24 protein-coding genes are annotated in these 21,569 nt (G+C 69.3%); 15 read left to right on the forward strand and 9 right to left on the reverse strand.

The features are described 5' to 3' along the window. Nucleotides 1-23: 23 nt before the first annotated feature. Entirely contained in the window at nt 24-1,622 is a 1,599-nt protein-coding gene (locus tag LC041_RS01135; RefSeq protein WP_226531137.1) for a flavin-containing monooxygenase, read from the reverse strand. Then, nucleotides 1,619-2,545 (reverse strand): alpha/beta hydrolase, encoded by a 927-nt coding sequence (locus LC041_RS01140; protein ID WP_226531138.1) that lies wholly within the window; start codon nt 2,543-2,545, stop codon nt 1,619-1,621. The genes LC041_RS01135 and LC041_RS01140 overlap by 4 nt, the downstream gene beginning before the upstream one ends. Nucleotides 2,546-2,626: 81 nt before the next feature. On the opposite strand from LC041_RS01140, the gene LC041_RS01145 reads away from it, so the two are divergent. After that, entirely contained in the window at nt 2,627-3,199 is a 573-nt protein-coding gene (locus LC041_RS01145; RefSeq protein ID WP_226531139.1) for a PadR family transcriptional regulator, read from the forward strand. 40 nt (nt 3,200-3,239) lie between these two features. Here the strand turns inward: LC041_RS01145 and LC041_RS01150 are convergent, their stop codons facing one another. Further along, nucleotides 3,240-4,019, reverse strand: a complete 780-nt coding sequence (locus tag LC041_RS01150; protein ID WP_226531140.1) for an SDR family NAD(P)-dependent oxidoreductase — start codon at nt 4,017-4,019, stop codon at nt 3,240-3,242. Between the two features lie 139 nt (nt 4,020-4,158). Here LC041_RS01150 and LC041_RS01155 point away from each other — a divergent pair, with 139 nt between their 5' ends. The 4 genes from LC041_RS01155 to LC041_RS01170 all read left to right on the forward strand — a co-directional run bounded on the left by LC041_RS01155 (nt 4,159) and on the right by LC041_RS01170 (nt 8,865). Continuing rightward, nucleotides 4,159-5,379, forward strand: a complete 1,221-nt coding sequence (locus tag LC041_RS01155; RefSeq protein WP_226531141.1) for an ABC transporter substrate-binding protein — start codon at nt 4,159-4,161, stop codon at nt 5,377-5,379. Between the two features lie 99 nt (nt 5,380-5,478). Then, the gene (locus tag LC041_RS01160; protein WP_226531142.1) at nt 5,479-6,336 is read left to right on the forward strand and encodes a branched-chain amino acid ABC transporter permease; all 858 of its coding nucleotides are present in this window, start codon (nt 5,479-5,481) and stop codon (nt 6,334-6,336) included. Between the two features lie 2 nt (nt 6,337-6,338). Continuing rightward, nucleotides 6,339-8,153: a branched-chain amino acid ABC transporter ATP-binding protein/permease gene (locus LC041_RS01165; protein WP_226531143.1), complete on the forward strand. Its 1,815-nt coding sequence runs from the start codon at nt 6,339-6,341 to the stop codon at nt 8,151-8,153. Further along, on the forward strand, nt 8,146-8,865 hold the full coding sequence (locus tag LC041_RS01170; RefSeq protein ID WP_226531144.1) for an ABC transporter ATP-binding protein: 720 nt from the start codon (nt 8,146-8,148) through the stop codon (nt 8,863-8,865). Before LC041_RS01165 ends, LC041_RS01170 begins: the two co-directional genes overlap by 8 nt. A gap of 102 nt (nt 8,866-8,967) precedes the next feature. Here the strand turns inward: LC041_RS01170 and LC041_RS01175 are convergent, their stop codons facing one another. Both LC041_RS01175 and LC041_RS01180 read right to left on the reverse strand, forming a co-directional pair. Beyond that, nucleotides 8,968-10,017 (reverse strand): nuclear transport factor 2 family protein, encoded by a 1,050-nt coding sequence (locus LC041_RS01175; RefSeq protein WP_226531145.1) that lies wholly within the window; start codon nt 10,015-10,017, stop codon nt 8,968-8,970. Continuing rightward, the gene (locus LC041_RS01180; RefSeq protein WP_226531146.1) at nt 10,014-10,847 is read right to left on the reverse strand and encodes an SDR family NAD(P)-dependent oxidoreductase; all 834 of its coding nucleotides are present in this window, start codon (nt 10,845-10,847) and stop codon (nt 10,014-10,016) included. Before LC041_RS01180 ends, LC041_RS01175 begins: the two co-directional genes overlap by 4 nt. A 73-nt stretch (nt 10,848-10,920) precedes the next feature. On the opposite strand from LC041_RS01180, the gene LC041_RS01185 reads away from it, so the two are divergent. Both LC041_RS01185 and LC041_RS01190 read left to right on the forward strand, forming a co-directional pair. Continuing rightward, nucleotides 10,921-11,736, forward strand: a complete 816-nt coding sequence (locus LC041_RS01185) for an SDR family oxidoreductase (protein WP_226531147.1) — start codon at nt 10,921-10,923, stop codon at nt 11,734-11,736. After that, complete coding sequence (locus LC041_RS01190) at nt 11,733-12,953, forward strand: acetyl-CoA C-acetyltransferase (protein WP_226531148.1); 1,221 nt, start codon at nt 11,733-11,735, stop codon at nt 12,951-12,953. The genes LC041_RS01185 and LC041_RS01190 overlap by 4 nt, the downstream gene beginning before the upstream one ends. Before the next feature lie 91 nt (nt 12,954-13,044). Here the strand turns inward: LC041_RS01190 and LC041_RS01195 are convergent, their stop codons facing one another. Continuing rightward, nucleotides 13,045-14,646, reverse strand: coding sequence for an AMP-binding protein (locus LC041_RS01195; RefSeq protein WP_226531149.1), 1,602 nt, complete (start codon nt 14,644-14,646; stop codon nt 13,045-13,047). Nucleotides 14,647-14,756: 110 nt separating this feature from the next. On the opposite strand from LC041_RS01195, the gene LC041_RS01200 reads away from it, so the two are divergent. After that, a complete protein-coding gene (locus LC041_RS01200) occupies nt 14,757-15,368 on the forward strand; it encodes a TetR/AcrR family transcriptional regulator (RefSeq protein ID WP_029262094.1) in 612 nt (203 codons plus the stop codon). A gap of 12 nt (nt 15,369-15,380) precedes the next feature. Here LC041_RS01200 and LC041_RS01205 read toward each other — a convergent pair whose 3' ends face one another. Together LC041_RS01205 and LC041_RS01210 are read right to left on the reverse strand one after the other, a co-directional pair. Beyond that, entirely contained in the window at nt 15,381-16,172 is a 792-nt protein-coding gene (locus tag LC041_RS01205) for a CoA-transferase subunit beta (protein WP_226531150.1), read from the reverse strand. Then, complete coding sequence (locus LC041_RS01210) at nt 16,169-17,035, reverse strand: CoA transferase subunit A (RefSeq protein WP_226531151.1); 867 nt, start codon at nt 17,033-17,035, stop codon at nt 16,169-16,171. The genes LC041_RS01205 and LC041_RS01210 overlap by 4 nt, the downstream gene beginning before the upstream one ends. Nucleotides 17,036-17,124: 89 nt before the next feature. On the opposite strand from LC041_RS01210, the gene LC041_RS01215 reads away from it, so the two are divergent. After that, complete coding sequence (locus LC041_RS01215) at nt 17,125-17,847, forward strand: SDR family NAD(P)-dependent oxidoreductase (RefSeq protein WP_226531152.1); 723 nt, start codon at nt 17,125-17,127, stop codon at nt 17,845-17,847. After that, nucleotides 17,844-18,719, forward strand: a complete 876-nt coding sequence (locus LC041_RS01220) for an aldo/keto reductase (RefSeq protein ID WP_226531153.1) — start codon at nt 17,844-17,846, stop codon at nt 18,717-18,719. Before LC041_RS01215 ends, LC041_RS01220 begins: the two co-directional genes overlap by 4 nt. Here the strand turns inward: LC041_RS01220 and LC041_RS01225 are convergent. Next, entirely contained in the window at nt 18,713-19,150 is a 438-nt protein-coding gene (locus LC041_RS01225) for a VOC family protein (protein ID WP_226531154.1), read from the reverse strand. The genes LC041_RS01220 and LC041_RS01225 overlap by 7 nt on opposite strands. Before the next feature lie 56 nt (nt 19,151-19,206). Here LC041_RS01225 and LC041_RS01230 point away from each other — a divergent pair, with 56 nt between their 5' ends. Genes LC041_RS01230 through LC041_RS01250 form a run of 5 tightly spaced genes read left to right on the forward strand, consistent with a single transcriptional unit; the run spans nt 19,207 to nt 21,564 of the window. Beyond that, a complete protein-coding gene (locus tag LC041_RS01230; protein ID WP_226531155.1) occupies nt 19,207-19,947 on the forward strand; it encodes an SDR family NAD(P)-dependent oxidoreductase in 741 nt (246 codons plus the stop codon). Beyond that, complete coding sequence (locus LC041_RS01235; RefSeq protein ID WP_226531156.1) at nt 19,947-20,564, forward strand: gamma carbonic anhydrase family protein; 618 nt, start codon at nt 19,947-19,949, stop codon at nt 20,562-20,564. The genes LC041_RS01230 and LC041_RS01235 overlap by 1 nt, the downstream gene beginning before the upstream one ends. Further along, nucleotides 20,561-21,001, forward strand: a complete 441-nt coding sequence (locus tag LC041_RS01240) for a nuclear transport factor 2 family protein (RefSeq protein WP_226531157.1) — start codon at nt 20,561-20,563, stop codon at nt 20,999-21,001. The genes LC041_RS01235 and LC041_RS01240 overlap by 4 nt, the downstream gene beginning before the upstream one ends. 45 nt (nt 21,002-21,046) lie before the next feature. Next, entirely contained in the window at nt 21,047-21,310 is a 264-nt protein-coding gene (locus LC041_RS01245; protein ID WP_226531158.1) for a type II toxin-antitoxin system Phd/YefM family antitoxin, read from the forward strand. Next, complete coding sequence (locus tag LC041_RS01250) at nt 21,307-21,564, forward strand: type II toxin-antitoxin system RelE family toxin (RefSeq protein WP_226531159.1); 258 nt, start codon at nt 21,307-21,309, stop codon at nt 21,562-21,564. Before LC041_RS01245 ends, LC041_RS01250 begins: the two co-directional genes overlap by 4 nt. Nucleotides 21,565-21,569 lie beyond the last annotated feature (5 nt).

Genomic DNA, 21,569 nt, shown 5'->3' on the forward strand with positions numbered 1-21,569 from the left:
ACCCCGTCACGACGGCGATGCCCTCAGCGGGACGACAGCACGAAGCCGCGGTAGCCGGCGGAGGCGACCTCCTCACAGCGATCGATGTAGTTCTTGAAGCCGCCGATGTAGGGCAGGAAGCCCCGCGCCTTGCCCGTGATGTTCGCACCCGTGTACCAGGAAGGAGCGGAGCCGAACAGGGTGCGATCGGCCAGCTCGAGGGAGTGCGCGGTCCAGGCCTTCGCTGCGTCGGATCTGGCCTCGATCGACGTGTGGCCCCGGCGGCGGCAATGCGCGATGATGCGCAGAGCGAAGTCTCCCTGCTGTTCCGAGGTCAGCGCCATGTTTGACAGCACGCTCGGGCTGCCCGGTCCGTTCAGCACGAGGAGGTTCGGGAAGCCGGGCAGCGCGACACCGAGGTACGTCGAGGGGAAGCCCGCCCACTCCTCGCGCAGCGACCGGCCCTCGCGCCCGCGGATGTCGATCGCGGTGAGGGCGCCCGTCATGGCGTCGAATCCGGTGGCGTAGACGATCACGTCGTGCTCGCGTTCCCGCTCGGTGGTGCGGATGCCGGTGGCGGTCACTTCGGCGAGGGGCTCCCGGCGCAGATCCACCAGCGTGACGTGCGGTTCGTTGAACGTCTCGTAGTATCCGGTGTCGGTGCAGATGCGCTTGGTCCCGACCGGGTGGTCGTGCGGGGTCAGCGTCTCCCGCGTGGCGGGGTCGGGCACGCGCTCGGCCAGCTTCTGCTCGAAGAAGATCCGGGCGGCGTCGTTGATCACCGGATCGACGGTGAGTCCCTGGAACGCCTTGGCGAAGAGCACTCCGCCGCGTGTCCAGCTCTCCTCGAACACCGCGGCGCGCTCCTGCTCGTCGGCTTCAGCGAAGGGGGTGGGATGGCTCGACCAGGGCGACCCGGCCGCGCCGTTCCACGACAGCTCGCGTCGACGGACGAGATCGTCCTGCTGGCGTCGCCACTCCTCGTCGTCGAGCACCCGGTTGAAGGCGGGCACGCTGTAGTTGGCGCTGCGCTGGTAGACGGTGAGCTCGGCGGCCTCCTGCGCGATGAGCGGGATTGCCTGGACGCCCGAGGATCCTGTCCCGATCACGGCGACGCGCTTGCCCCGCAGATCGACGGGAGCCTCCGGCCATGCCGACGTCTGCAGCACCTCACCGGTGAACTCGTCACGGCTTGGGAGGTCGGGCAGCTGCGGCTTCGACAGTCCTCCCGTCGCCATGATCAGCCAACGAGCGGACGTCGCCAGTCCGGACTCCGTCTGCACCTCCCACCCCTGCGCCCGCTCGTTCCAGGACGCGGATGCCAGGCGCTCGCCGAAGCGGTAGTGCCGGCGCACATCGAAACGATCGGCGACGTGGTTCAGGTAGCGCAGGATCTCGGGTTGCGTCGCGTAGCGCTCGCTCCAGCGCCATTCGCGCTGCAGGGCGTCGTCGAAGGAGAACGAGTAGTCGATGCTCTCCACGTCGCAGCGCGCGCCGGGGTAGCGATTCCAGTACCAGGTGCCGCCCACGTCGTCGCCGGCTTCGAGGCCGAGGACGTCGAATCCGGCGCGCTCGGCATGGATGGTCGAGTACAGGCCGGCGAAGCCGGCGCCGACGACGATGACGTCGTGTTCGGGGATCATCGGTGGTCCTTCGGATCGGGGGCGGTGAGGGAGCGGAGGTCGCTCCAGAGGATCTCGGCCGCGCTGACGCCGGGGCCGTAGCCCGGGATGGTCAGGAAGCCGTGGAACTGGTCGGGATGGTGGCGCAGGATGACCGGGACTCCCGCCTCGCGCAGCCGGTGCGCATACGCGGTCCCCTCATCGCTGAGCGGATCGAGACCGGCGGTGACGACCACGGCGGACGGAAGGCTCCCGAGATCGTCGACCGCGAGCGCGGTGACATCGCTGTCGAAGCGGTCGCGGTGCTCGCCCAGGAACGTGCGCCAGTAGTGCGCGAGCAGCTCGGAGGTGACGAAGTATCCGCTCGCCCTCGTGCGGTGGCTCTCGGTCGACATCGTCGGGTCGAGGAACGGATACAGCAGCACCTGCGCCACGACCGGGCTGCTCCCTCGGTCGCGCAGGGCGATGGCGGCACCGGCCGCGATGTTGCCGCCCGAGCTGTCGCCCGCCACGATGATCCCGTGGTCGGCGAGGCCGGTGTCCGATGCCCAGTCGACCACGCAGACCAGGTCATCGCGTGCGGCGCCCGGTCCGGACTCGGGGGCGAGCCGGTAGCCGACCGATACGACGGTGGTCCCGGTCGCGCGGGCCCAGCGTCGGCAGAAGCCGTCGTGTCCGTCGATCGAGCCGTGCAGGAAGCCCCCGCCGTGGGCATACACCGTCGTGGGGGCGTCGGCTCGCACGGCGTGCGGGTGGTACACCCGGATCGGGATGCCGTGTGCGCCGGCATCGACGGTCACATCGTCCGTCGACGCGACGTCCTCCGGGTTGGGTGCCGGGCGGATCCGTGCGTCGGCGGCGGCACGGCCCTCCAGCGGGGTCATGGTCGCGAGCGGGGGGAAGCTCGCGGTGAGCAGGTCCAGCATGCGCGTCGTCTCGTCCACATGATCTCCTTCGATCAGCAGCAGTATGACTATTAGTCATAGTACGATCAGGAATATCTCACTCATCGACGAGGAGGTCAAGTGAGCGACCGTGAACACACCGACGAGCGGCCCGAGCTGCCGGCGACGAGCTGGGCCGTGCTCGGCATCCTGTCGTTCGGCACCGAGCTGTCGGGCTACGACGTCAAGCAATGGGCCGATCAGAGCCTCGCCTACTTCTACTGGGCGCCGTCGCAGAGCCAGATCTACACCGAGCTGCGACGCCTGGAGCGGCTCGGGCTGGCGGTCTCCCGGGTCGAGCAGACGCATGCGGCCAAGAGCAGGCGTCTCTACGGCATCACCGACCTCGGGCGTCGGAGTATGCGCCGCTGGTCGGACGAGATCCCGGCTGAGCCCGTCGTGCTCAAGCATTCGCACATCCTGCGGCTGTGGGCCGCGCACAACGGAGACCTCGACCGTCTGCGGGAGACCCTCGCCGCGTATCGAGACGAGGCGTCGCGCAATGCCGAAGAGGCGGGTGCCCATGCTCTGGGTGCGCGGCGCGAAGACGACTGGCGGTTCTCCGGCGTCGCGCTGGAGTGGTCGGAGCGGTTCTACCGCGACGAGGCCGCCCGCATCGACTGGCTCATCGAGCGTCTGAACGGTATGCGATGAGCGTCGAGGTGCGGGCGTGAGCCCCGTCGGCGGTGTGCTGTCAGAGGCCGAAGCCGCCGTCGACGTCGAGCTTCTGGCCGGTGATGAAGCCCGCGGCCGGGGAGGCGAGGAAGGCGACCGCCGCAGCGATGTCGACGGCGGTGCCGAAGCGGCGCAGCGGGATGTTGGCCGTCGCGACCTCGAGCGCGCGCTCGTCGAGATCGCCGGATGCCATCAGCCGTGCGGACATCCCGTCCCACAGCATGCCGGGTCCGACGGCGTTCACGCGCACGCCGAAGCGTCCTTCCTCGGCGGCGAGTCCGCGGGCCAGGGCCTCGACGCCGCCCTTCGGGGCGACCGAGAGTCCGTCGCGCACGGGGTAGCGGCGGGTCCCGGCGCTCGTCACCACGGTGAGCGATCCCGACGACTCCCGCAGCGCGGGCAGGAACGCCTTCGCGACGGCGAAGAACCCGACCAGGTCGTCGTCGACCTGCTGGGCGAACTGCTCGACCGAGACCTTCGAGAGATGCACCATCGGCACGTGGGGACCAGCCGCGTGCACCACCGTGTGCACCGCTCCGTGGCGCGTCAGGAGGTCGTGGGCGAGGGCGGCGGCCCCCGCCTCGTCGCGGACGTCGAGCCGGTGCGCCTCGCCCGCGTCGCCGAGGTCGGCGAGCAGCTCGGGACGCGGTTCGGAGCGATGGGTGATCGCGACCCGAACGCCCTCCGCGGTGAGGGTGCGGGCGATCGCGGAGCCGATGCCCCCGGTGCCGCCCGTGACGACGGCGATGCCGGGGAGGTCGCGGAGTCGGCGGTTCTCAGAAGTCTGTGCAGTGTCCATGAGCCGGAATCTAACAGGTGTCCGAATCGTAACCAAGCAATTGACCGGTTGGGCGTTGCCCGGGGTGTCCGAGTGTGATTTACTAAGCAAGCGTTTGGTCGCCCTTGCGCTCTAACTCAACGATGAGAGAGGTTCGGATATGCGGTTCAACAGACTCGCGGCGGTTGCCGCAGGGATCGTGGTGTCGACGATGGTGCTCGCCGGCTGCTCGGGCGGTGACGCGGACGCAGGCAGCGGCGGCGACGGCGGAGACGACCCGATCCAGATCGTCGTGCTCGGCGGCATGGGTGCCGAGGGCATCCTCGCGGACAACGCGACCACCGCCGTCACCGCGGCGCTGGCATCCGTCGACGCCGTGAACGACATGGGCGGAATCCTCGACCGTGAGGTCGAGATCACCCATCTCGAGGACAACGCCGACCCCACGGTCGCCGTCACGAAGCTGCGGGAGTACATCGCCACCGAGGGCAAGCCCGACCTGGTGATGAACTCCGGTCCCTCCACCATCACGGAGGCGATGCTGCCGATCCTCACGCAGAACCAGATCGTCTCGTTCAACATCGGCCCGACGACCGGATCCGGCGACCCCTCGGTCAACCCCTACAGCTTCGACCTCAGCGCCTCCGTGCCCGACTACCTCGGCTCGTTCGTCGACGAGATGGACGCCCGCGGCTACGAGAACGTCGCCATCCTGCACGGCTCCAGCGCCTACGGCGAGCTCTTCGGCTCGCTGGGTGAGACCACCTTCGCAGACGCTGGGTTCACCGTGACCGGCAACGAGGGGTTCGACAATGCGGCGCTCGACATGACCGCTCAGCTCTCCGCGCTGCAGCAGGGCGACCCCGATGTGCTCGTGCTCGATGCCTACGGTGCGCCGCTGGGCTATGTGCTGCAGAGTCTGGAGAAGCTCGGCTGGGACGTCCCCGTGATGGGCAACTCCTCGGTCGCCGCGACCGGACTGATCGCCACGCCGGCCCCCGACGGCGTGCTCGGCACCGACCAGGTCAAGAACCTCACGATGCAGGTCTACTCCAGCACGCAGTACAACCCCGACGACACCAAGGTCAACGAGGCCGTGGAGCGCATGCTCGCCGCCGGTGACATCAAGTCGTCGCTGATCCTGGCGTACAACTACGACTCGGCACTCCTGTTCAAGGCCGCCGCGGAGAAGGCCGGTGGCGTCGACGACCCCGACGCACTCGTCGCGGCCCTCATCGACCCCGAGGTGCAGAAGGCCGCCGAGACCGCGATCCTCGCGAACTACGCGTTCGAGGAGGATGCGCACAGCCCGCATGTGACCCCGGACCAGTTCGCGTTCATCCCGCCGGGAGAGCTCGTCAACGGTCAGTTCCAGCCGTGACCCCGGCCGGCGTGTGACCCATCGCCGGCGGCTCGGATCTGGAACCGGATCCGAGCCGTCGGCACACCAAGCCAAAGTGATGGAAGGAACCCGACCTCAATGACCATCATCTGGTCCGGCCTGGCGCTCGGTGCGATCTACGCACTGGTGGCGATCGGCTACAACATCGTCTTCCTCTCGCAGAAGACCTTCAACTTCGCGCAGGCGGCTCTCATGATGCTGGGCGCCTTCCTCGCGTACGTCGGCATCGTCGTCTGGGGCCTTCCCTGGTGGCTCGTCGCGATCGGTGCCGCCGTCATCGTCGGAGCCATCGCCGCGCTCGAGGAGCGCATCGCGATCCGCCCGGTCAAGGACCCGCACAACCTCCTGGTCACCACCCTCGGCGCCTCGATCATCATGGAGGGCGTGGCCCAGGTGATCTGGGGCGGCGAACCCAAGCGGGTGCCCTTCTTCATGGGCGACCAGGTGCTGGAGTTCCTGGGCGGCCGCGTCTACCCGGTCGAACTCGCACTGATCGTCCTCGTGATCGTGCTCGTCATCGTCCTCACGCAGTATGCCAAGAGGAGCATGACCGGAATCGCCCTGCTCGGCATGAGCGAGAACCGCGAGGCCGCGCAGCTGCGTGGCGTCAACGTGCGGCGCTTCGCGCTCATCGCCTTCATCTTCACCGGTGTGCTGGCCGGGTTCCTCGGCGTCTTCGTCGGGCCCAAGACCTACGCCGTCGCGACCCTCGGCGCCTCGCTGGCGCTGAAGGGGTTCGTCGTCCTCGCGATCGGCGGCTTCGGATCCCTCGGCGGCGTGCTCGTCGGCGGACTGATCGTGGGGCTGGCGGAGGCCCTCGCCACGCGGTACATCGGTGCGGACTACGCGGGACTGACCGTGTTCTTCATCCTCATCGTGATTCTAATGGTCAAGCCGACGGGACTCTTCACCCGTCGCGTGGAACGGACGGTGTGACCATGGCCTCCCTCTGGTTGAAACTGCGAGCGGTCCCGGGGTGGGTCTGGCCCCTCGCGGTCGGGATCCTGCTGATCGTGCTCCCGTTCCTCGGGCTCGGCTACGCCGCGACGCGGCAGATCGAACTCACCCTCATCCTGGCGCTGATCGTGCTGGGACTGAACCTGTCGCTCGGGTACGCCGGCGAGCTCGCGATGGGCCAGGTGGCGATGTACGCCGCCGGCGCCTACGCCGCGGGGCTCGCCAACAAGGCGGGAGTGACCGACATCTGGTTGCAGCTGCTGATCGGTGCCGCGGCCGCCCTCGTGATCGGGCTCATCTCCGGAATCCCCGGTCTGCGGCTGGGAAGCTGGTCGCTCGCGATGACCTCCTTCTTCCTGATCCTGATCGTCCCCGACGTGCTGTCGATCTTCAAGGAGGAGACGGGCGGTCGCAACGGACTGGCCGGGATCATGCCCGCCACCTCCTTCGGCCAGATGATCGACGGGCGGACCTACTACATCATCATCGTCGGCGTCACCATCGTGGCCTTCGCGCTGATTCGCAACCTGGTCCTCTCGGAGCACGGCACCGCGCTGCGGGTGCTCAAGCAGAGCCCGGTGCTGGCCTCCTCCATGGGGATCTCGGTGTTCCGCGCCAAGCTCACCGCCTACGCGATCGGGGCCGTCCCCGCAGGGATCGCGGGGGTGCTGTTCGCCAACCTCGATCTGTTCATCTCACCCGAGGCGTTCGCCTTCTCGTTCGCCATGACGGTGCTGGCCGCATCGATCTTCGGCGGCTCGGCCAGCGTCTACGGAGCGCTCATCGGTGCCGCCGTGCTCCAGTTCGGGATGAACCAGTCGACCAACTTCAGCAAGTTCGGCCTCATCATCTCGGGTGCCTTCCTGCTGATCGGCGGCGTGGCCTTCACCGGCGGGCTCGCAGGTCTGCTGCGCAGCCTCGTGCGCAGAGCCGACAAGGCCGCCAAGGCGAAGACCGGCGTCCGGCCGCCCGAAGCGGCATCCGCCGAGGTCGAGAAGCTCGACGGCGCGATGCTTCGCACGCAGGGCGTCTCGAAGGCGTTCGGTGGCAACCAGGCGCTCTCGAAGGTCTCGATCGACGCGGCGCCGGGAGCGGTGACAGCGATCATCGGTCCGAACGGCTCCGGCAAGACCACGCTGCTGAACATGATCTCCGGGTTCTACAAGACAGACGCGGGGACGATCGAGCTCGACGGCGCGGCGATCCAGGGACTGCCCTCGTACCGTGTCGCCCGCGCGGGAGTCTCGCGCACCTTCCAGACGCCGAACATCCCCGAGAAGCTGACCGTGTTCGAAGCCGTCGAGGCCGGGTGCTACGCGACCGAGCGCTCGAGCGTGTTCGCCTCGGTGCTGCGTCTGCCGATGTTCTGGCGGTCGCACAAGGAGAACCGTGCGGCCGCCGAGCGAGCCCTCGCCCTGGTCGGCCTCAGCGCACAGCGCGACGAGCCGGCCGATTCCCTGCCCTTGGGCAACCGGCGGCTTCTGGAAGTGGCCCGAAGCCTCGCGGCCTCCCCGAAGGTCGTGCTGCTCGATGAGGTGGCCTCCGGGCTGGACGAGGACGAGCTGGAAGTGCTCGAGAGCCTCGTGATGCGTCTGCGCGATGCCGGGATGACCGTCATCCTGGTGGAGCACAACTTCCAGCTCGTGCTGCGCGTCGCCGACGACATCTACGTCCTGGCACAGGGCGCGGTCATGGCGCACGGCACCCCGGATCAGATCGAGAGCAACCCCCGCGTCATGGAGGAGTACCTCGGCGTCACCGCGGAGGCGCATGCGACAGGAGGCGACCATGAGTGACATCCTGCTGGAGGTGTCGGCACTGCAGACCGGCTACGGCGACCTGACGGTGGTGCGCGATGTCTCGCTCACCGTGCGCACCGGTGAGATCACGGTGCTGCTCGGGCGCAACGGCGCGGGAAAGACGACCACGCTGCGGGCGATCACCGGGCTCAACAAGATCTCGGGCGGCACCGTGTCGTACCTCGGGGAGCAGCTGACCGACGCCCCCCACAAGCGGGTCGCGCGAGGCATCTCCTACGTGCAGGAGGGCAAGAAGGTCTTCCGTGAGCTGAGCATCGAGCAGAACCTCCTGCTGGGCGGGTTCTCCCGCGGGATGGGCAAGAGGGCGCTGATCTCGGCGGCGGATGAGATCTACCAGCTCTTCCCGGTCCTCGGGAGCAAGCGCGCCCTGCCCGCGGCGAGCATGTCCGGAGGTCAGCAGCAGATGCTCGCGATCGGGCAGGCGCTCATGGCGAAGCCGAAGCTGCTCATCCTCGACGAGCCCAGTCAGGGGCTGGCACCCGTGATCGTCAAGGAGGTCATGGAGCGTGTGCACGAGCTCAAGGACACGGGCATCGGCATCCTGCTGGTCGAACAGGCGGTGCAGGAGTCGGTCGGGATCGCCGACGAGGTGGCGGTGATCGAGATGGGCCGGACGACTCTCACCGGCGCGGCCGCCGATGTCACGCTCGACGACCTGCAGCGCGCGTACTTCGGCGCGGTCGCCTAGGCCCGCCCGCGATCGCTGATCGCTCCGATTCTTCGCCCGGTCGCACTCCCTTCCCCCTCGGGAAGAGGGTGCGACCGGAAGCGGGGTGCGGACAGGCGGACGTCAGGATTCCGGGAGCGCGGAGCCGGTGGGGTAGCCCAGCACGGTGCTCTGCTCCCGCGCGAAGGCGCTCGTGATCCGGTGGGCGATGAGCCAGCGGCCGTCGACCCGGTGGTAGATGACATCGTAGAAGCCCCTCATCGCGAGGCGCGGCGCTCCGGTGTCTTCGGCGTAGTCGCCGTGGAACTCCAGGTGGATGCGGGACGTCGCGCGATCACCGTCGACGACGAGCTGCGGAAGGTGCAGGAAGTGGATGCCCGCGAACGAGGCGTCCGCGCAGAAGGCCCGGAGCGCCACCCGGCCCTGCACGAAGGTCAGGGGAGCAGCATCTCCGACCGGCCGCGACTGGTACACGCCGTCCTCGGTGAAGAGCCCGCTCCACGTCTCCCCGTCGCGCTCGTCGAAGGCGCGGGCGTACGTGGCCTCCAGGTCGATGATCTCGAGCCGATCCTCGAGGGCACGGAGGCGCTGCTCGACGTTCGAGTCGCGCGAACGGCTCGATTCTTCGCCGATGTGGAGCCCTTTGCGCGATTCGAAGAGGGCGGTGTCCGCGACGGACCGACGCACCGCGAGGGAGGGATCCTCCGGACCACGGCGACCGCGCGGGCCTTCGCCTTCCGGCTCGCGCATGCGCCCCGCGTCGGACCTCGTCCATTCGCGCACGGCCGTGCGTTCGACGATGCGCCAGCCGTCGGGGTCGCGTCGCACATGATCGAGGTACCGGAAACCGCTCGTGAAGTTGCGGGTCTCGTCGTCAGCGGGTGCGCCCCAGTGCACCGCTGTGCCGTAGGTCTCGGCGAAGGCGTGATCGCCGAACAGCTCGACCCGGTGGTTGCCGATGAGGTGCATCGTGCCGGCGAAGACGGACGTGCGCTCGCGCAGCCACGCGACATAGTCGTCGGCCGTGCCGGAGAACCCGGTGTGATGGTCGACTCCGTCGTGGGCGTAGACGTCCCGGACGCCGGGGTAGTCGGCACGGTCGACCGCTGCGCAGTAGCGGAGCACGAGGTCGTGGATCTCCTGCCGGTCCGAGAGCTCGGCGAGGGTGTTCATGCCTGGTCCGGCATATTCGTCCATCCGCGCCCTGACGCCTTCCCGTACCATCCGGACGCGGCGAGTGTCCCGCCGTCCACCGGGATCGTGTGTCCCGTGATGAATGCGGCATCGGGGGAGGCGAGGAAGGCCACGACGCCCGCGAAGTCCTCTGGCCGCCCGAACCGCCCGACCGGTAACCAGGACTGCAGGAGAGCGGGGTCGCGCCCGGCCAGCATGAGCGCGGCCGGCGTCTGCGGCGTATCGGCGAGATCCGGAGCGATCGCGTTCACCCGGATGCCCGAGGGGCCCAGCTCGACTGCGAGGCTCTTGGTGAAGGCCGCGACCCCTGCGTTGTAGGCGGAGTACACCGCGTTGCCGGGGATGCCTCGGAACGCCTCGACCGTGGAGACGTTGATCACGCTGCCGGCGCCGACCGCGATCATTCCGGGCAGGAGCGCGTGGGTCACCGCGAAGACGTGCCACAGGTTGAGCTCGTGCAGGCGCTGCCACTGTTCGGGGGGGCTCTTGGCGAAGAACGACTTCGCGGGACGGAAGTCGCCCACGTTGTTGACCAGGACGTCGGCGTGCCCGTGGTCGCGCTCGACCGACGCGGCGAGCCGGGTAACCGTCTCCTCGCGGGTGATGTCGCCCACGAGCACGGTGCAGCTTCCCCCGTCTGCTTCGATGTCCGCGGCCGTGGCTGCCGCCGCATCACCGTCGATGTCGACGAGCACGACGTGAGCGCCCTCCGCTGCGAAGCGGCGGCTGACACCCCCGCCGATGCCGAGGGCTCCGCCGGTCACGACGACGGCGCGTGGGCGCTGGGGAGTGACGCCTTCGTTACTCATGCAACAAACCTAGCATTTGGTTGGTAGCATGGACAGGCCGACGCACCGGAGCGTCGTGCAGTGAGGGGGCGGAATGAGCCTGACGTTGGATTTCGCGGGCAAGGTGGTCGCGGTCACCGGTGGCGGACGCGGCGTCGGACGCGGCGTGGTCGAGGCCTTCCTGGATGCCGGCGCCGAGGTCGAGTTCTGCGGACGCACCGAGCCGGAGAGACTGCCGGAGCGCGATGGCCGCACTGCGTCGTTCCGCGGCGTCGACGTGCGCGACGCCGCACAGAACGAGGCCTGGGTCGCGGGCATCGCCGAGCGACACGGACGCCTCGACGTGCTCGTGAACAACGTCGGCGGATCCCCGTTCGGCCGCTTCGAAGCGGGTTCTCCTCGCTACTTCCAGGCGATCACCGAGATCAACTTCCTCTCCGCCGCGGTCGCGACCCGCGCAGCCTTCGCGCCGCTGCGGGAAGCATCAGGCAGCGTGATCAACATCACCTCCATCAGCGCCCGTCGGCCCAGCCCCGGCACGGCCGTCTACGGCGCGGCGAAGGCGGCGCTCGAGAGCCTGACCCGCAGCCTCGCGGTCGAGTGGGCCCCGCAGATCCGGGTCAATGCGGTCAGCAGCGGGCTGGTGCACACCGAGAGCGCGGTCGACCACTACGGCACCCCGGAGCAGTACGCCCAGATCGCGCGCACGGTCCCGCGCGGGCGCCTCGCCTCCCCTCGGGAACTCGGCACCGTCTGCGTCATGCTCGCCTCGCCACTCTCAGCGCATGTCACCGGTGCCGTCGTCCCCGTCGACGGTGGTGGCGAGTGGCCCGCCTTCCTCACCCACACTCCGAACGCGGACATCGTGCAACAGGCCGACCGCGACATCACCGAAGGATCCCTCTCATGACCGAAGCCGTCATCGTCTCCGCCGTGCGCTCGCCCATCGGCCGCGCGTTCAAGGGCAGCCTGAAGGACATGCGCGGTGACGACCTCGCCACGCAGATGGTGCGGGCGGCCGTCGATGCGGTGCCGGGGCTCGACCCGGACGAGATCGTCGACCTCATGGTGGGCTGCGCGCAGCCGGCGGGCCAGCAGGGCTACAACATCGGGCGGATGCTGGCGCTGCAGCTCGGCTGGGACACCGTGCCCGGCACCACGGTCAACCGCTACTGCGCCTCCTCGTTGCAGACCACCCGGATGGCCTTCCACGCCATCCGAGCCGGCGAGGGCGAGGTCTTCGTATCCGCCGGTGTCGAGGCCGTGTCGCAGTTCGGCTCCGGGAAGTCCGACGGCATGCCCGACACCAAGAACCCGCGCTGGGCCGACGCCGCGGCGCGCACGGCACGTGAGGCGCAGGACCCGGACTTCATCTGGTCGGACCCTCGGGCGCGGGGCGAGCTCGAGGACATCTACATCGCGATGGGGGAGACCGCCGAGAACGTGGCATCCTTCCGCGGAGTGTCCCGTCATGAGCAGGACGAGTGGGCGGTTCTCAGCCAGAACCGGGCCGAGGCTGCGGCCGCTCGGGGGTTCTGGGACACCGACATCACGCCGGTGCGCCTGGCCGACGGCACGCTCGTCACGGAGGACGACGGTCCCCGTGCAGGGGTCACGCTGGAGGGCATCAGCGGCATGCAGCCGGTGTTCCGTCCGCACGGCACCGTGACTGCGGCGAACTGCTGTCCGCTCAACGACGGTGCCGCCGCGCTCGTGATCATGAGCGACACCCGTGCCGCCGAGCTCGGGCTCACTCCGCTCGCGCGCATCGTGTCGACGGGGGTCTCGGCGCTGTCGGCGGAGATCATGGGCCTCGGCCCGGTGCAGGCGGTCGAGCGCGCGCTGGCGCATGCGCGCATGAGCATCGGCGACATCGACATCCTCGAGATCAACGAGGCCTTCGCGGCCCAGGTCATCCCCTCGGTCGCCGACATCGGGATCGACCCGGATCGCGTCAACGTCAACGGCGGCGCGATCGCTCTCGGTCATCCGTACGGCATGACCGGCGCACGCATCACGACCACCGCGATCAACGCCCTGCGTGAGCGCGACGAGCAGTTCGCGGTCGAGACCATGTGCACCGCCGGCGGGCAGGGCATGGCCATGGTCCTCGAGCGCCTGAGCTGACGCCCTCCCGCGGCGTTGCGGGTGCGAAAACGCGCCTCCCGGTGTCCGAGGAGGCGCGTTTCTGCGCTCGCAACGCGGTCGTGGGCGTGGATCAGGCCTGTGCGCGCAGTTCGGACTTGAGGATCTTGCCGGTGGCGTTGCGAGGGAAGTCCTCCACGAAGACGAACTCCCGCGGCACCTTGAAGTTCGCCAGGTGCGCGCGGCAGAACGCCTCGAGCTCGGCGGCGTCGGGGCGCGGATCCGCGTTGTGCAGCAGCAGGACGTAGGCGCGGCCCACCGTGCCGAGGCGGTCGTCGTCGACGCCGATCACGGCGGATTCGTTCACCGCAGGATGCTTGCGCAACGCATTCTCGACCTCGGCGGGATAGACGTTGAAGCCGCCCACGATGAACATGTCCTTCAGGCGGTCGGTGATCTTCAGGCAGCCGTGCTCGTCGAGGCGACCGACGTCTCCGGTGTGGAACCATCCGTCCGGGTCGAGCACGGCATCCGTCGCCTCCTGATCCTCGAAGTAGCCGAGCATCACGTTGGGGCCGCGGAGCAGGATCTCCCCGTCCGTGTCGATGCCGGTATCCGTGCCCTCCTCGTCCACGACGCGGATCTCGACACCCTCCACCGCGGGTCCGGTCGTCTGCGCGGTGTGTTCGAGGGATTCGCCGGGGCGGGAGAGCGTGGCCACCACGCACTCGGTGAGACCGTACGCCTGGGCGACCGTCTCGAATCCGAGGACGTTCACCATGTCGTGGAACAGCGTCGCGGGAGCCGCCGTGGCACCGGCGATCGCGAACCGCAGCGACGACAGGTCGTACTCGCCCAGCCGCGGGTGGTCGAGCAGCGACGTGAAGATGGTCGGGACGCCGGGCAGCACGCTGATGCGGGCGGACTGCACGAGTTCGAGCAGCCGGTCGGCGTCGAAGACGGCGAGAGGATAGATCGTCGTGCCGGCCATGAGCGAGGTGATCATGCCGGCCTTGTAGCCGAACCCGTGGAAGAAGGGGTTCACGACCGCGTACCGGTCGTCGGGGGTCAGGCGCGCGCCGAGACCCCACGCACGTGCCACCGAGAGGGTCTGCCGGTGCGCGCTGAGCACGCCCTTCGGGACGCCGGTCGTGCCCGAGGTGAAGAGCACGTCCATGATGTCGTCCCCGGTCACGGCATCCGCCGCGGCGGACACGCGGTCGTCGCCGACCGTGGCACCGGCGGCGAGGAAGCCCGCCCAGGGGAGGATGTCGTCGCCGCCCGTGCCGTCGATGGCGACGACCGTGCGCAGGTGGGGGAGTCCGGGGAAGATCGGGCCGTCACCACCGCGCTCGGCCGCGGCTGCGCGCAGCATGGAACTGTACGACTTGCCGAGGAACCCGTCGGTGAGCACCAGTCCTGTGGCGCGGGAGCGGGCCAGGATCTCGGCGGCCTCATGCCCGGTGAAGCGGGTGTTGAGCGGGACGACGGCGATGCCGATCAGCTGTGCGCCCAGCATCGCGAGGATGAACTCGTGCCGGTTCGGGGCCCACAGCCCGACGCGATCGCCCGGTTCGATGCCCTGTGCGAGGTACGCGCCGGCGACGAGGCGGACCCGATCCTGCAGTTCGGCGTAGCCGATGACCACGTCTCCGTCGACGATGGCCGGATGCGCGCCGAGGGCAGCCATCTCGGAGAGCAGGGCGGGCACTGTCGTGGCTTTCGAGACTGTCATGGACGTCCTTTCCAATATCATGCGTACACTCCGAGTGGATGTTTCGGGAAAACGCTCACGTGCGGCACACTTGAACAAGCGCTTGTGAGATTCTCTGTGAAGGAGCAGCAATGGCAACGACCAAAAGCGGGGGGCGGCAGGAGCAGAGCTCCGAACGCCGCGACCAGATCATCTCGATCGCCGCGCGCCTGATCGCCAAGCGCGGATACTCCGCCACGACGGTCCGAGACATCGCCGACGAAGCGGGGATCCTGTCGGGGAGCCTGTACCACCACTTCTCTTCCAAGGAAGCGATCCTGCAGGAGATCCTCCACAGCTTCATGGCTGGCCTGCTGGGTCGCTTCGAGGAGATCGTGGCCGAGGGGGGAAGCCCCCGTGACATCCTCGACAAACTGATCGCGCACGCCTTCGCCACGATCGAGAGCCAGCCCGATGCGGTCGGTCTGTACCAGAACGAGCTGTCCTTCCTCGCCCGCCAGCCCGGTTTCGAGTTCCTCGGAGAGAACAGCGAGCGCATCGAGGCGCTCTGGTTGGCGCAGATCACCGAGGGGCAGAAGGTCGGCGTGTTCCGCGACTCGATCGATGCTCCGATCGCCTATCGCTTCATCCGTGACGCTGTCTGGTCGACCGTCGCCTGGTACCGGCCCGGCCGCGGTCACACCGCGTCGACCCTGACCGACAACTTCCTGGATCTGCTCCACAAGGGCCTCCTCGCCGACTGAGCGAATGCCGCGTCAGTCCGCGACTTCGCGCGTGCGCATGCCGCGGGGGTCGAGGACCTCGCGGATCAGACGCAGCTCCTCGGCGTCGGGTACGCGAGTGAGCGGCGCCGACGACGCGTCGAGGGCGAACCCCGTGCTGTCCGTCACCGTCTGCGGATCGACGCCGGGGTGGACGGAGAGCACGGTCACGGCGCCCGCGTCGTCGTAGCCCAGCACGGCGAGGTTCGTCACGATCACGCCGAGGCGGTGGTGATCGAGTCCCGCCTCGCGGGCACGGTCGTTGCCGACACCCGAGACCATGTCGACGGACGGGACGAACACGCGCGGGCTGTGGCGGGCGATCCAGTAGTCCACCCTGTGGTTCGCGGTGTTGCCCGGTGCCCCGCGCACCCCGATGAGCTGACGGGTGGGTCGTGCCCAGTCGCCGATGAGGGAGATGTTCTGGTTGCCGAAGCGGTCGATCTGGCTGGCGCCCATCATGCTCTGACGTCTCCCGGTGGCGAGGATGTCGAAGATGCGGCGGAACGGCGCCCAGCCCTCGACCGTCGGGCGCGGAGCGTCCGCGTCGCCCGGCTGCGGTGGGCCGCTCAGGAAGAAGGCCTCGCCGTCGCTGAGGACGAGGTCGGGAGCGGTCGTGAGCTTCGCGAGGCGCGCGCCGAGCGAGGGGACGATGCCCACCGCGTGCGCGAGGATCTCGCCCGACTCGCGGTAGGTGTCGGCGCAGGCCGCGATGCAGATCTCGGCGATGGTCGCCGGCGCGGTGTCGACGCCGGTCGCGGTCACGGTGGTGGTGTCGGTGCTCATGACGCTCCTCGGTCGGCGTGGAAGCGGGCGACGGCGGCGTGGTATCCGGCCTCGTCGGTGTGCAGGAAGGTGCGCTCGAACGCGGCCCAGGCGTCGGGATCCTTCGCCGCCGTCGCATAGTGCTTCTGGAAGGCCTCGTCGCGCTCGTAGTCGGGAGCGCACGTGGTGAAGTGCGCGCCGCGAGGCGCCTCGACGACGGCCGAGGCGAAGATGCGGCTGAACAGCAGGGTGTGGAAGGAGCCCTCGTCGAGGAGTGCCGACGTCGGAACGACCTTCTCCGCGGAGACGATGGTGCGGCTCGCCGCCATCGCGAACAGGTCGTCGAAGTACGGGTCGGGGCCCAGGTACTGCGCGTTGCCCTGCTCGTCGGCGCGGTTCACGTGCACGAGGGCGACGTCGAGGGGCAGCGCCGGCATGGCGACGTACTCCGCGTCGGAGTAGGGGGAGCGCACGGTGCGCAGGCGCGGGTTCGCCGGGAGGACGTCCGATCCGAGTCCCGCACGGATCGGGAGGAAGTCGAGCCGTGCGCCGGCGGCGCGGAGTCCCGCGACGAACATGCCCTCGTCGTACTCCTCGATCTCCAGCTCGCCGCGCTCCCTCGCCCGGGTGAAGAGCGGGTCGAGGGGGATGCTGTCCAGTGAGACGAATCCGTACACCAGGCGGCGGATGCGGCCGGCCGCGGCGAGCAGACCGACGTCGGGGCCGCCGAACGCGACGACGGTGAGGTCGGTGATGTCCCGTCGCAGGATCTCGCGCACGAGCGCCATGGGCTTGCGCCGCGAGCCCCACCCGCCGATGCCGATCGTCATCCCGCTCTCGATGGTGGCGACCGCCTCCTCGATGCTCACCCGCTTGTCCGACATCCCCGCTCCTTTGCGCATCACGCTAACCTAGCGCTTGTTTGGGAATCACAGTAGCATGCCCGAGAGGACGAACAGCGAGGGAGCTGCGCATGGCCGGAGAGACGATGGCGGAGCACGTGGTGGTCACCGGCGGTGCCAGCGGGATCGGGGCGGCCGTGGTCGATCTGCTCCTCGGCCGTGGATGTCGAGTGACGGTCTTCGACCTCGCCCCCAGCGCCCGCTCGGACGTCGAGTCCGAGATCGTCGACCTGCGCGATGACGCCGCCGTCGAAGCCGCCATGGCCAGGACCTGGGAGCGCGGAGCAGCGGGAGGACTGGTCGCCTGCCACGGCATCCGCGGCGCCTTCGTCCCCGCTCTCGAGATCGACCTCGACCGCGTCCGCCGGCTCTACGACGTGCACGTGGTCGGCACCCTCGCGGTCTCCCGCGCGCTGGTGCGACGCCTGGAGGGGGCGCCGGCCTCGATCGTGCTGGTGTCGTCGACCACCGCGTACCGGGGCTGGGCGAACCAGGCCGACTACGGGCCCGCAAAGGCGGCGGAACGTCAGCTGATGGAGAATCTCGCCGTGGAGTGGGCTCCGCTCGGCGTGCGCGTGAATGCGGTCGCACCCGGCCACACCCTCACCCCCATGGTGCAGGACCTGGTCGACGGCGGGTACGACCTCACGGCGGTCGAGCGCCGGACGCCGCGCGGGCGCCTCGCCGACCCTGCAGAGATCGCCGCCGCGATCGTGTGGCTCCTCCGCGACGCGAGTCACGTGATCGGGCAGTGTCTTCCCGTCGACGGCGGATGGACGGTCGTGGGGCGATGATGCCGACGCGTGCGCTCGGCGACCTGCGGGTGTCCGCCATCGGCATGGGCGCGATGACCCTGACCCAGCTCCCGGATGCCGACGTCGAGCGCGGCGTCCGCGCTGTGCATGCCGCGGTGGATGCCGGCATCACGCTGTTCGACACCGCCGACTCCTATGGCCCCACGGCGGAGATGGGGGTGAACGAGCGGGCTCTGATCGACGCCCTGCGACGGCATCCGGACGCTCTCGATCGTGTGGTCATCGCGACCAAGGGCGGGCACACCCGGGGGCCGGCTGCGACCTGGTGGGTCGACGGCTCGCCCGAGCACCTCGCGGTGGCGGCGAGAGCATCCGCGCACCGTCTCGGGCTCGACGCGCTTCCGCTGTACCAGCACCACCGGCCCGATGTGAGGGTCCCGTTCGAGGAATCGATGGGGGCGATGCGCCGGCTCGTCGACGAGGGCGTCGTCGTGCGGGTCGGGGTGTCGAACGTGGATGTGGCGCAGCTGGACATCGCCCGACGCGTGCTCGGCGATGCACTCGTGAGCGTGCAGAACGAGTACTCGGTGCAGGAGAGGTCGAGCGAGCCGGTGCTGCGGCGCTGCGAGGAGCTCGGTCTCGCCTTCCTCGCCTGGGGCCCGCTGGGCGGCATGCGGGCGGCCAAGGAGCTCGGCGGCGCGGCGATCTCCGCCGGCACGGTCGCCGCGCGCCACGGGGTCAGCCCGCAGCGGGTGGCGCTGGCGTGGCTGCTGTCGCTCTCGCCCGTGCTCATCCCGATTCCCGGCGCCAGCCGGGTGGAGAGCGTGCAGGACTCGGTGGCATCCGTCGGCGTCGTCCTCGACGAGGAGGATCTGCGCCTGCTCGACGGCCGGGCGGGGGAGGATCAGTGAGGCTCCTGCAGCAGCTCGACGCGTACGTCGTCCGGACCGAGCACGTACACGTACCGATATCCCTCGAGGGGGCCGGCCGTCGCCGTCATGGTCGCCGACAGCGGGTGGTGGCCGAGCGATGCCAAGCGGGCGAGGCTCTCTGCGATGTCGGGCACGACGATCGCCGGGTGCGCGGCGCCGATGCGCCCGGTGTCGGGATCGATGCGCACGGTGTCGGCACCGCGATACTCCGCGAGTTCCAGGAACACGCCGTCGTCGAGCCGGATGAACGTGAGCAGGATCTCGATGCCGGGGTACCCGGTCGCGGCTTCGACCGCCGGTCCGCTCTTCGACAGCGGGCCGACGACTTCGCCTCCGGTGGCGGCGCGGTAGAACGCGGTCGCGGCATCCGTGTCGCTCACCGTGATCCCGATGTGGTGCAGCCGGGGCATCCTGTCTCCTTTGACTCAACCAAATGCTTGTTCAGCAACTATCGCGGAGGAACCCCATGAACGCAACGCCCGTCATCGACCTCACCGGCCGCGTCGCCGTGATCACCGGAGCCGCCGGCGGACAGGGGCGGTCGCACGCCGCGCTGTTCCACGAGCTCGGAGCAGACCTCGTGCTCACCGACCTCGACGGCGCGGCGGTGGCCGAGGTCGCCGCCCTCTACGGAGACCGGGCCGTCGCGCTCGCCCACGACGTGTCATCCGCCGAAGCCTGGGCCCGGGTGGCCGCGGCCGCCGAGGAGCGGTTCGGGCGCGTCGACGTGCTCGTCAACAACGCCGGATTCTGCCCGGAGGGGCCGCTCGCCGAGACGGCGGAGCGGGTGATCCGCCTCACGCTCGACGTGAACCTGATCGGCCCGATGCTGGGCGTGCAGGCGCTGCTGCCGCTCCTGGGGGACGGAGCGTCGATCATCAACATCGCCTCGACCGCCGGGGTCGCGGGCTACGCCAACCGCGTGCCGTACTCGGCCTCCAAGTGGGGGCTGCGCGGCGTCTCACGCGCTCTCGCCCGTGAGCTCGCCGGCAGCGGCATACGCGTGAACACCGTGTGCCCCGGGGCGGTCGACACACCCATGATCACCGAGGACACCCGCGCCGGGGTCGGTTTCATCTCGCGCATCCCGATCCCCCGCGCGGGTCGACCGGACGAGGTCTCGAATCTCGTGGCCTTCCTCGCCAGCTCGGCGAGCAGCTACTGCACCGGCCAGGACTTCATCATCGACGGCGGCCAGGTCGCCTGATGCCCGCCTATGCCTTCGACGGGGTCGTGCCGGTCGTCGCCCCGACCGCATTCGTGCACGAGACCGCGAGCCTGATCGGCGACGTCATCATCGGTCCAGGATGCTACATCGGGCCGTTCGCGAGTCTGCGGGGCGACTTCGGGCGCATCCTCGTGGGTGAGGGGTCGAACGTGCAGGACTCGTGTGTGATCCATGCGTTCCCCGGTGCCGATGCCGTGCTGGAGCCGAACAGTCACGTCGGGCACGGGGCGATCCTGCACGGCTGCCGCATCGGGTCGTTCGCGCTGATCGGCATCGGATCGACCGTGCTCGACGGCGCCGAGATCGGGGCGGATGCGCTGCTCGGCGCTGGCGCGGTCGTGACGGCGGGCACCGTGATCCCACCCGGGACGAAGGCGCTCGGAGCCCCGGCCAGGGTCGTCGGCCCTCTCGACGACCAGGCGATGGCCTGGAAGCGCAATGGTGTGCGGATCTACCAGGAGCTCGCACGGCGGAGCCTGGAGACGCTGCGGCCGGTCGCGCCCCTCGCCGCGGTGGAGGCCGACCGGCGCCGTACCTCCTGGCCGCACGATGCGGCGACCCCGTTGCACCGGCAGCGGGCCCAGGGGCGGCCGTGAGCGAGGGCTTCGACGACTGGCTCGCGATCACCCGGGCGATCGCCCGCTACGGCCGGTACGCCGACCGGCGGCGCTTCGCCGACATGGCCGATCTCTTCGCTCCCGGCGGGCGGATGCTGATGTTCCGCCCGCGCGCCGAAAAGCCGACGGATGCGCCGCAGGGGCGTGAGCAGTTGATCACCGCGTTCCGCGCGCTCGATGCCTTCGTCGCGACCAGTCACGCACTCGCACCGAGCGAGGTGGAGATCGATGGCGACACGGCGAGAGCGCGTACCGCGTGCATGTCGCATCACATCCGCGAGACGCCCGACGGCCGTATGCGCTTCACGCTTGCCGACCGCTACGACGACACGCTCATCCGTCTCGACGGACGCTGGCTCTTCCGCGAGCGGCGCAAGTACACCGACTGGACGGAGCAGGTGGCGTTGCGGCGGTGACGTTCTTTTTCGAGCAAAATGTATGTTTCGGCGTATCATGGAGTCATGAGTCAGATCGCGATCACCGACGCGCGCGGACGCCTTGCGTCCATCATCGACGAAGCGCGGAGCGAGCCCGTGTACCTCACCCGCCGCAGCTTGCCGGTCGCGGCCGTCGTCGATGCCTCGTTCCTCGAGCGTCTCCTGGAAGACGCCGAGGAGCTCGCCGACATCCGCGCCGTCGACGAGGCATGGGACGAGACGGAGCGTCTGGGTGAGACGCCGATCCCCTGGGATGAGGTCAAGCGCGACCTCGGATTGACTTCGTGACCTATACGGTCCAGGTCCTCCCGGTCGCTGTCCGCGCGATCCGCAAACTCCCCCCTGAGGCGAAGCGTCGTGTCGAGGCGGTGATCGAGCTCCTGGCGGAAGACCCGCGCCCGCCGGCGGCGAAGAGGCTCACGGCTCGACCCGAGTGGCGGGTGCGAAGCGGTGACTATCGCGTGTTGTACCGCATCGAGGATCGGGTGCTCACGGTCGTCGTCGTCCACGCCGGTCATCGGCGCGATATCTACAGTCGCTGACGAAC

Origin of the sequence: Microbacterium paraoxydans (assembly GCF_020524545.1) — a bacterium.
Classification (GTDB): Bacteria; Actinomycetota; Actinomycetes; order Actinomycetales; family Microbacteriaceae; genus Microbacterium; species Microbacterium paraoxydans_C.

Bases quoted from the DNA above. Each gene is read 5' to 3' on its own strand.
- LC041_RS01135 (WP_226531137.1), bottom strand. From the start codon at position 1,622: ATGATCCCCGAACACGACGTCATCGTCGTCGGCGCCGGCTTCGCCGGC.
- LC041_RS01150 (WP_226531140.1), bottom strand. From the start codon at position 4,019: ATGGACACTGCACAGACTTCTGAGAACCGCCGACTCCGCGACCTCCCC.
- LC041_RS01155 (WP_226531141.1), top strand. From the start codon at position 4,159: ATGCGGTTCAACAGACTCGCGGCGGTTGCCGCAGGGATCGTGGTGTCG.
- LC041_RS01160 (WP_226531142.1), top strand. From the start codon at position 5,479: ATGACCATCATCTGGTCCGGCCTGGCGCTCGGTGCGATCTACGCACTG.
- LC041_RS01165 (WP_226531143.1), top strand. From the start codon at position 6,339: ATGGCCTCCCTCTGGTTGAAACTGCGAGCGGTCCCGGGGTGGGTCTGG.
- LC041_RS01170 (WP_226531144.1), top strand. From the start codon at position 8,146: ATGAGTGACATCCTGCTGGAGGTGTCGGCACTGCAGACCGGCTACGGC.
- LC041_RS01175 (WP_226531145.1), bottom strand. From the start codon at position 10,017: ATGAACACCCTCGCCGAGCTCTCGGACCGGCAGGAGATCCACGACCTC.
- LC041_RS01180 (WP_226531146.1), bottom strand. From the start codon at position 10,847: ATGAGTAACGAAGGCGTCACTCCCCAGCGCCCACGCGCCGTCGTCGTG.
- LC041_RS01185 (WP_226531147.1), top strand. From the start codon at position 10,921: ATGAGCCTGACGTTGGATTTCGCGGGCAAGGTGGTCGCGGTCACCGGT.
- LC041_RS01190 (WP_226531148.1), top strand. From the start codon at position 11,733: ATGACCGAAGCCGTCATCGTCTCCGCCGTGCGCTCGCCCATCGGCCGC.
- LC041_RS01195 (WP_226531149.1), bottom strand. From the start codon at position 14,646: ATGACAGTCTCGAAAGCCACGACAGTGCCCGCCCTGCTCTCCGAGATG.
- LC041_RS01200 (WP_029262094.1), top strand. From the start codon at position 14,757: ATGGCAACGACCAAAAGCGGGGGGCGGCAGGAGCAGAGCTCCGAACGC.
- LC041_RS01205 (WP_226531150.1), bottom strand. From the start codon at position 16,172: ATGAGCACCGACACCACCACCGTGACCGCGACCGGCGTCGACACCGCG.
- LC041_RS01210 (WP_226531151.1), bottom strand. From the start codon at position 17,035: ATGTCGGACAAGCGGGTGAGCATCGAGGAGGCGGTCGCCACCATCGAG.
- LC041_RS01215 (WP_226531152.1), top strand. From the start codon at position 17,125: ATGGCCGGAGAGACGATGGCGGAGCACGTGGTGGTCACCGGCGGTGCC.
- LC041_RS01220 (WP_226531153.1), top strand. From the start codon at position 17,844: ATGATGCCGACGCGTGCGCTCGGCGACCTGCGGGTGTCCGCCATCGGC.
- LC041_RS01225 (WP_226531154.1), bottom strand. From the start codon at position 19,150: ATGCCCCGGCTGCACCACATCGGGATCACGGTGAGCGACACGGATGCC.
- LC041_RS01230 (WP_226531155.1), top strand. From the start codon at position 19,207: ATGAACGCAACGCCCGTCATCGACCTCACCGGCCGCGTCGCCGTGATC.
- LC041_RS01235 (WP_226531156.1), top strand. From the start codon at position 19,947: ATGCCCGCCTATGCCTTCGACGGGGTCGTGCCGGTCGTCGCCCCGACC.
- LC041_RS01245 (WP_226531158.1), top strand. From the start codon at position 21,047: ATGAGTCAGATCGCGATCACCGACGCGCGCGGACGCCTTGCGTCCATC.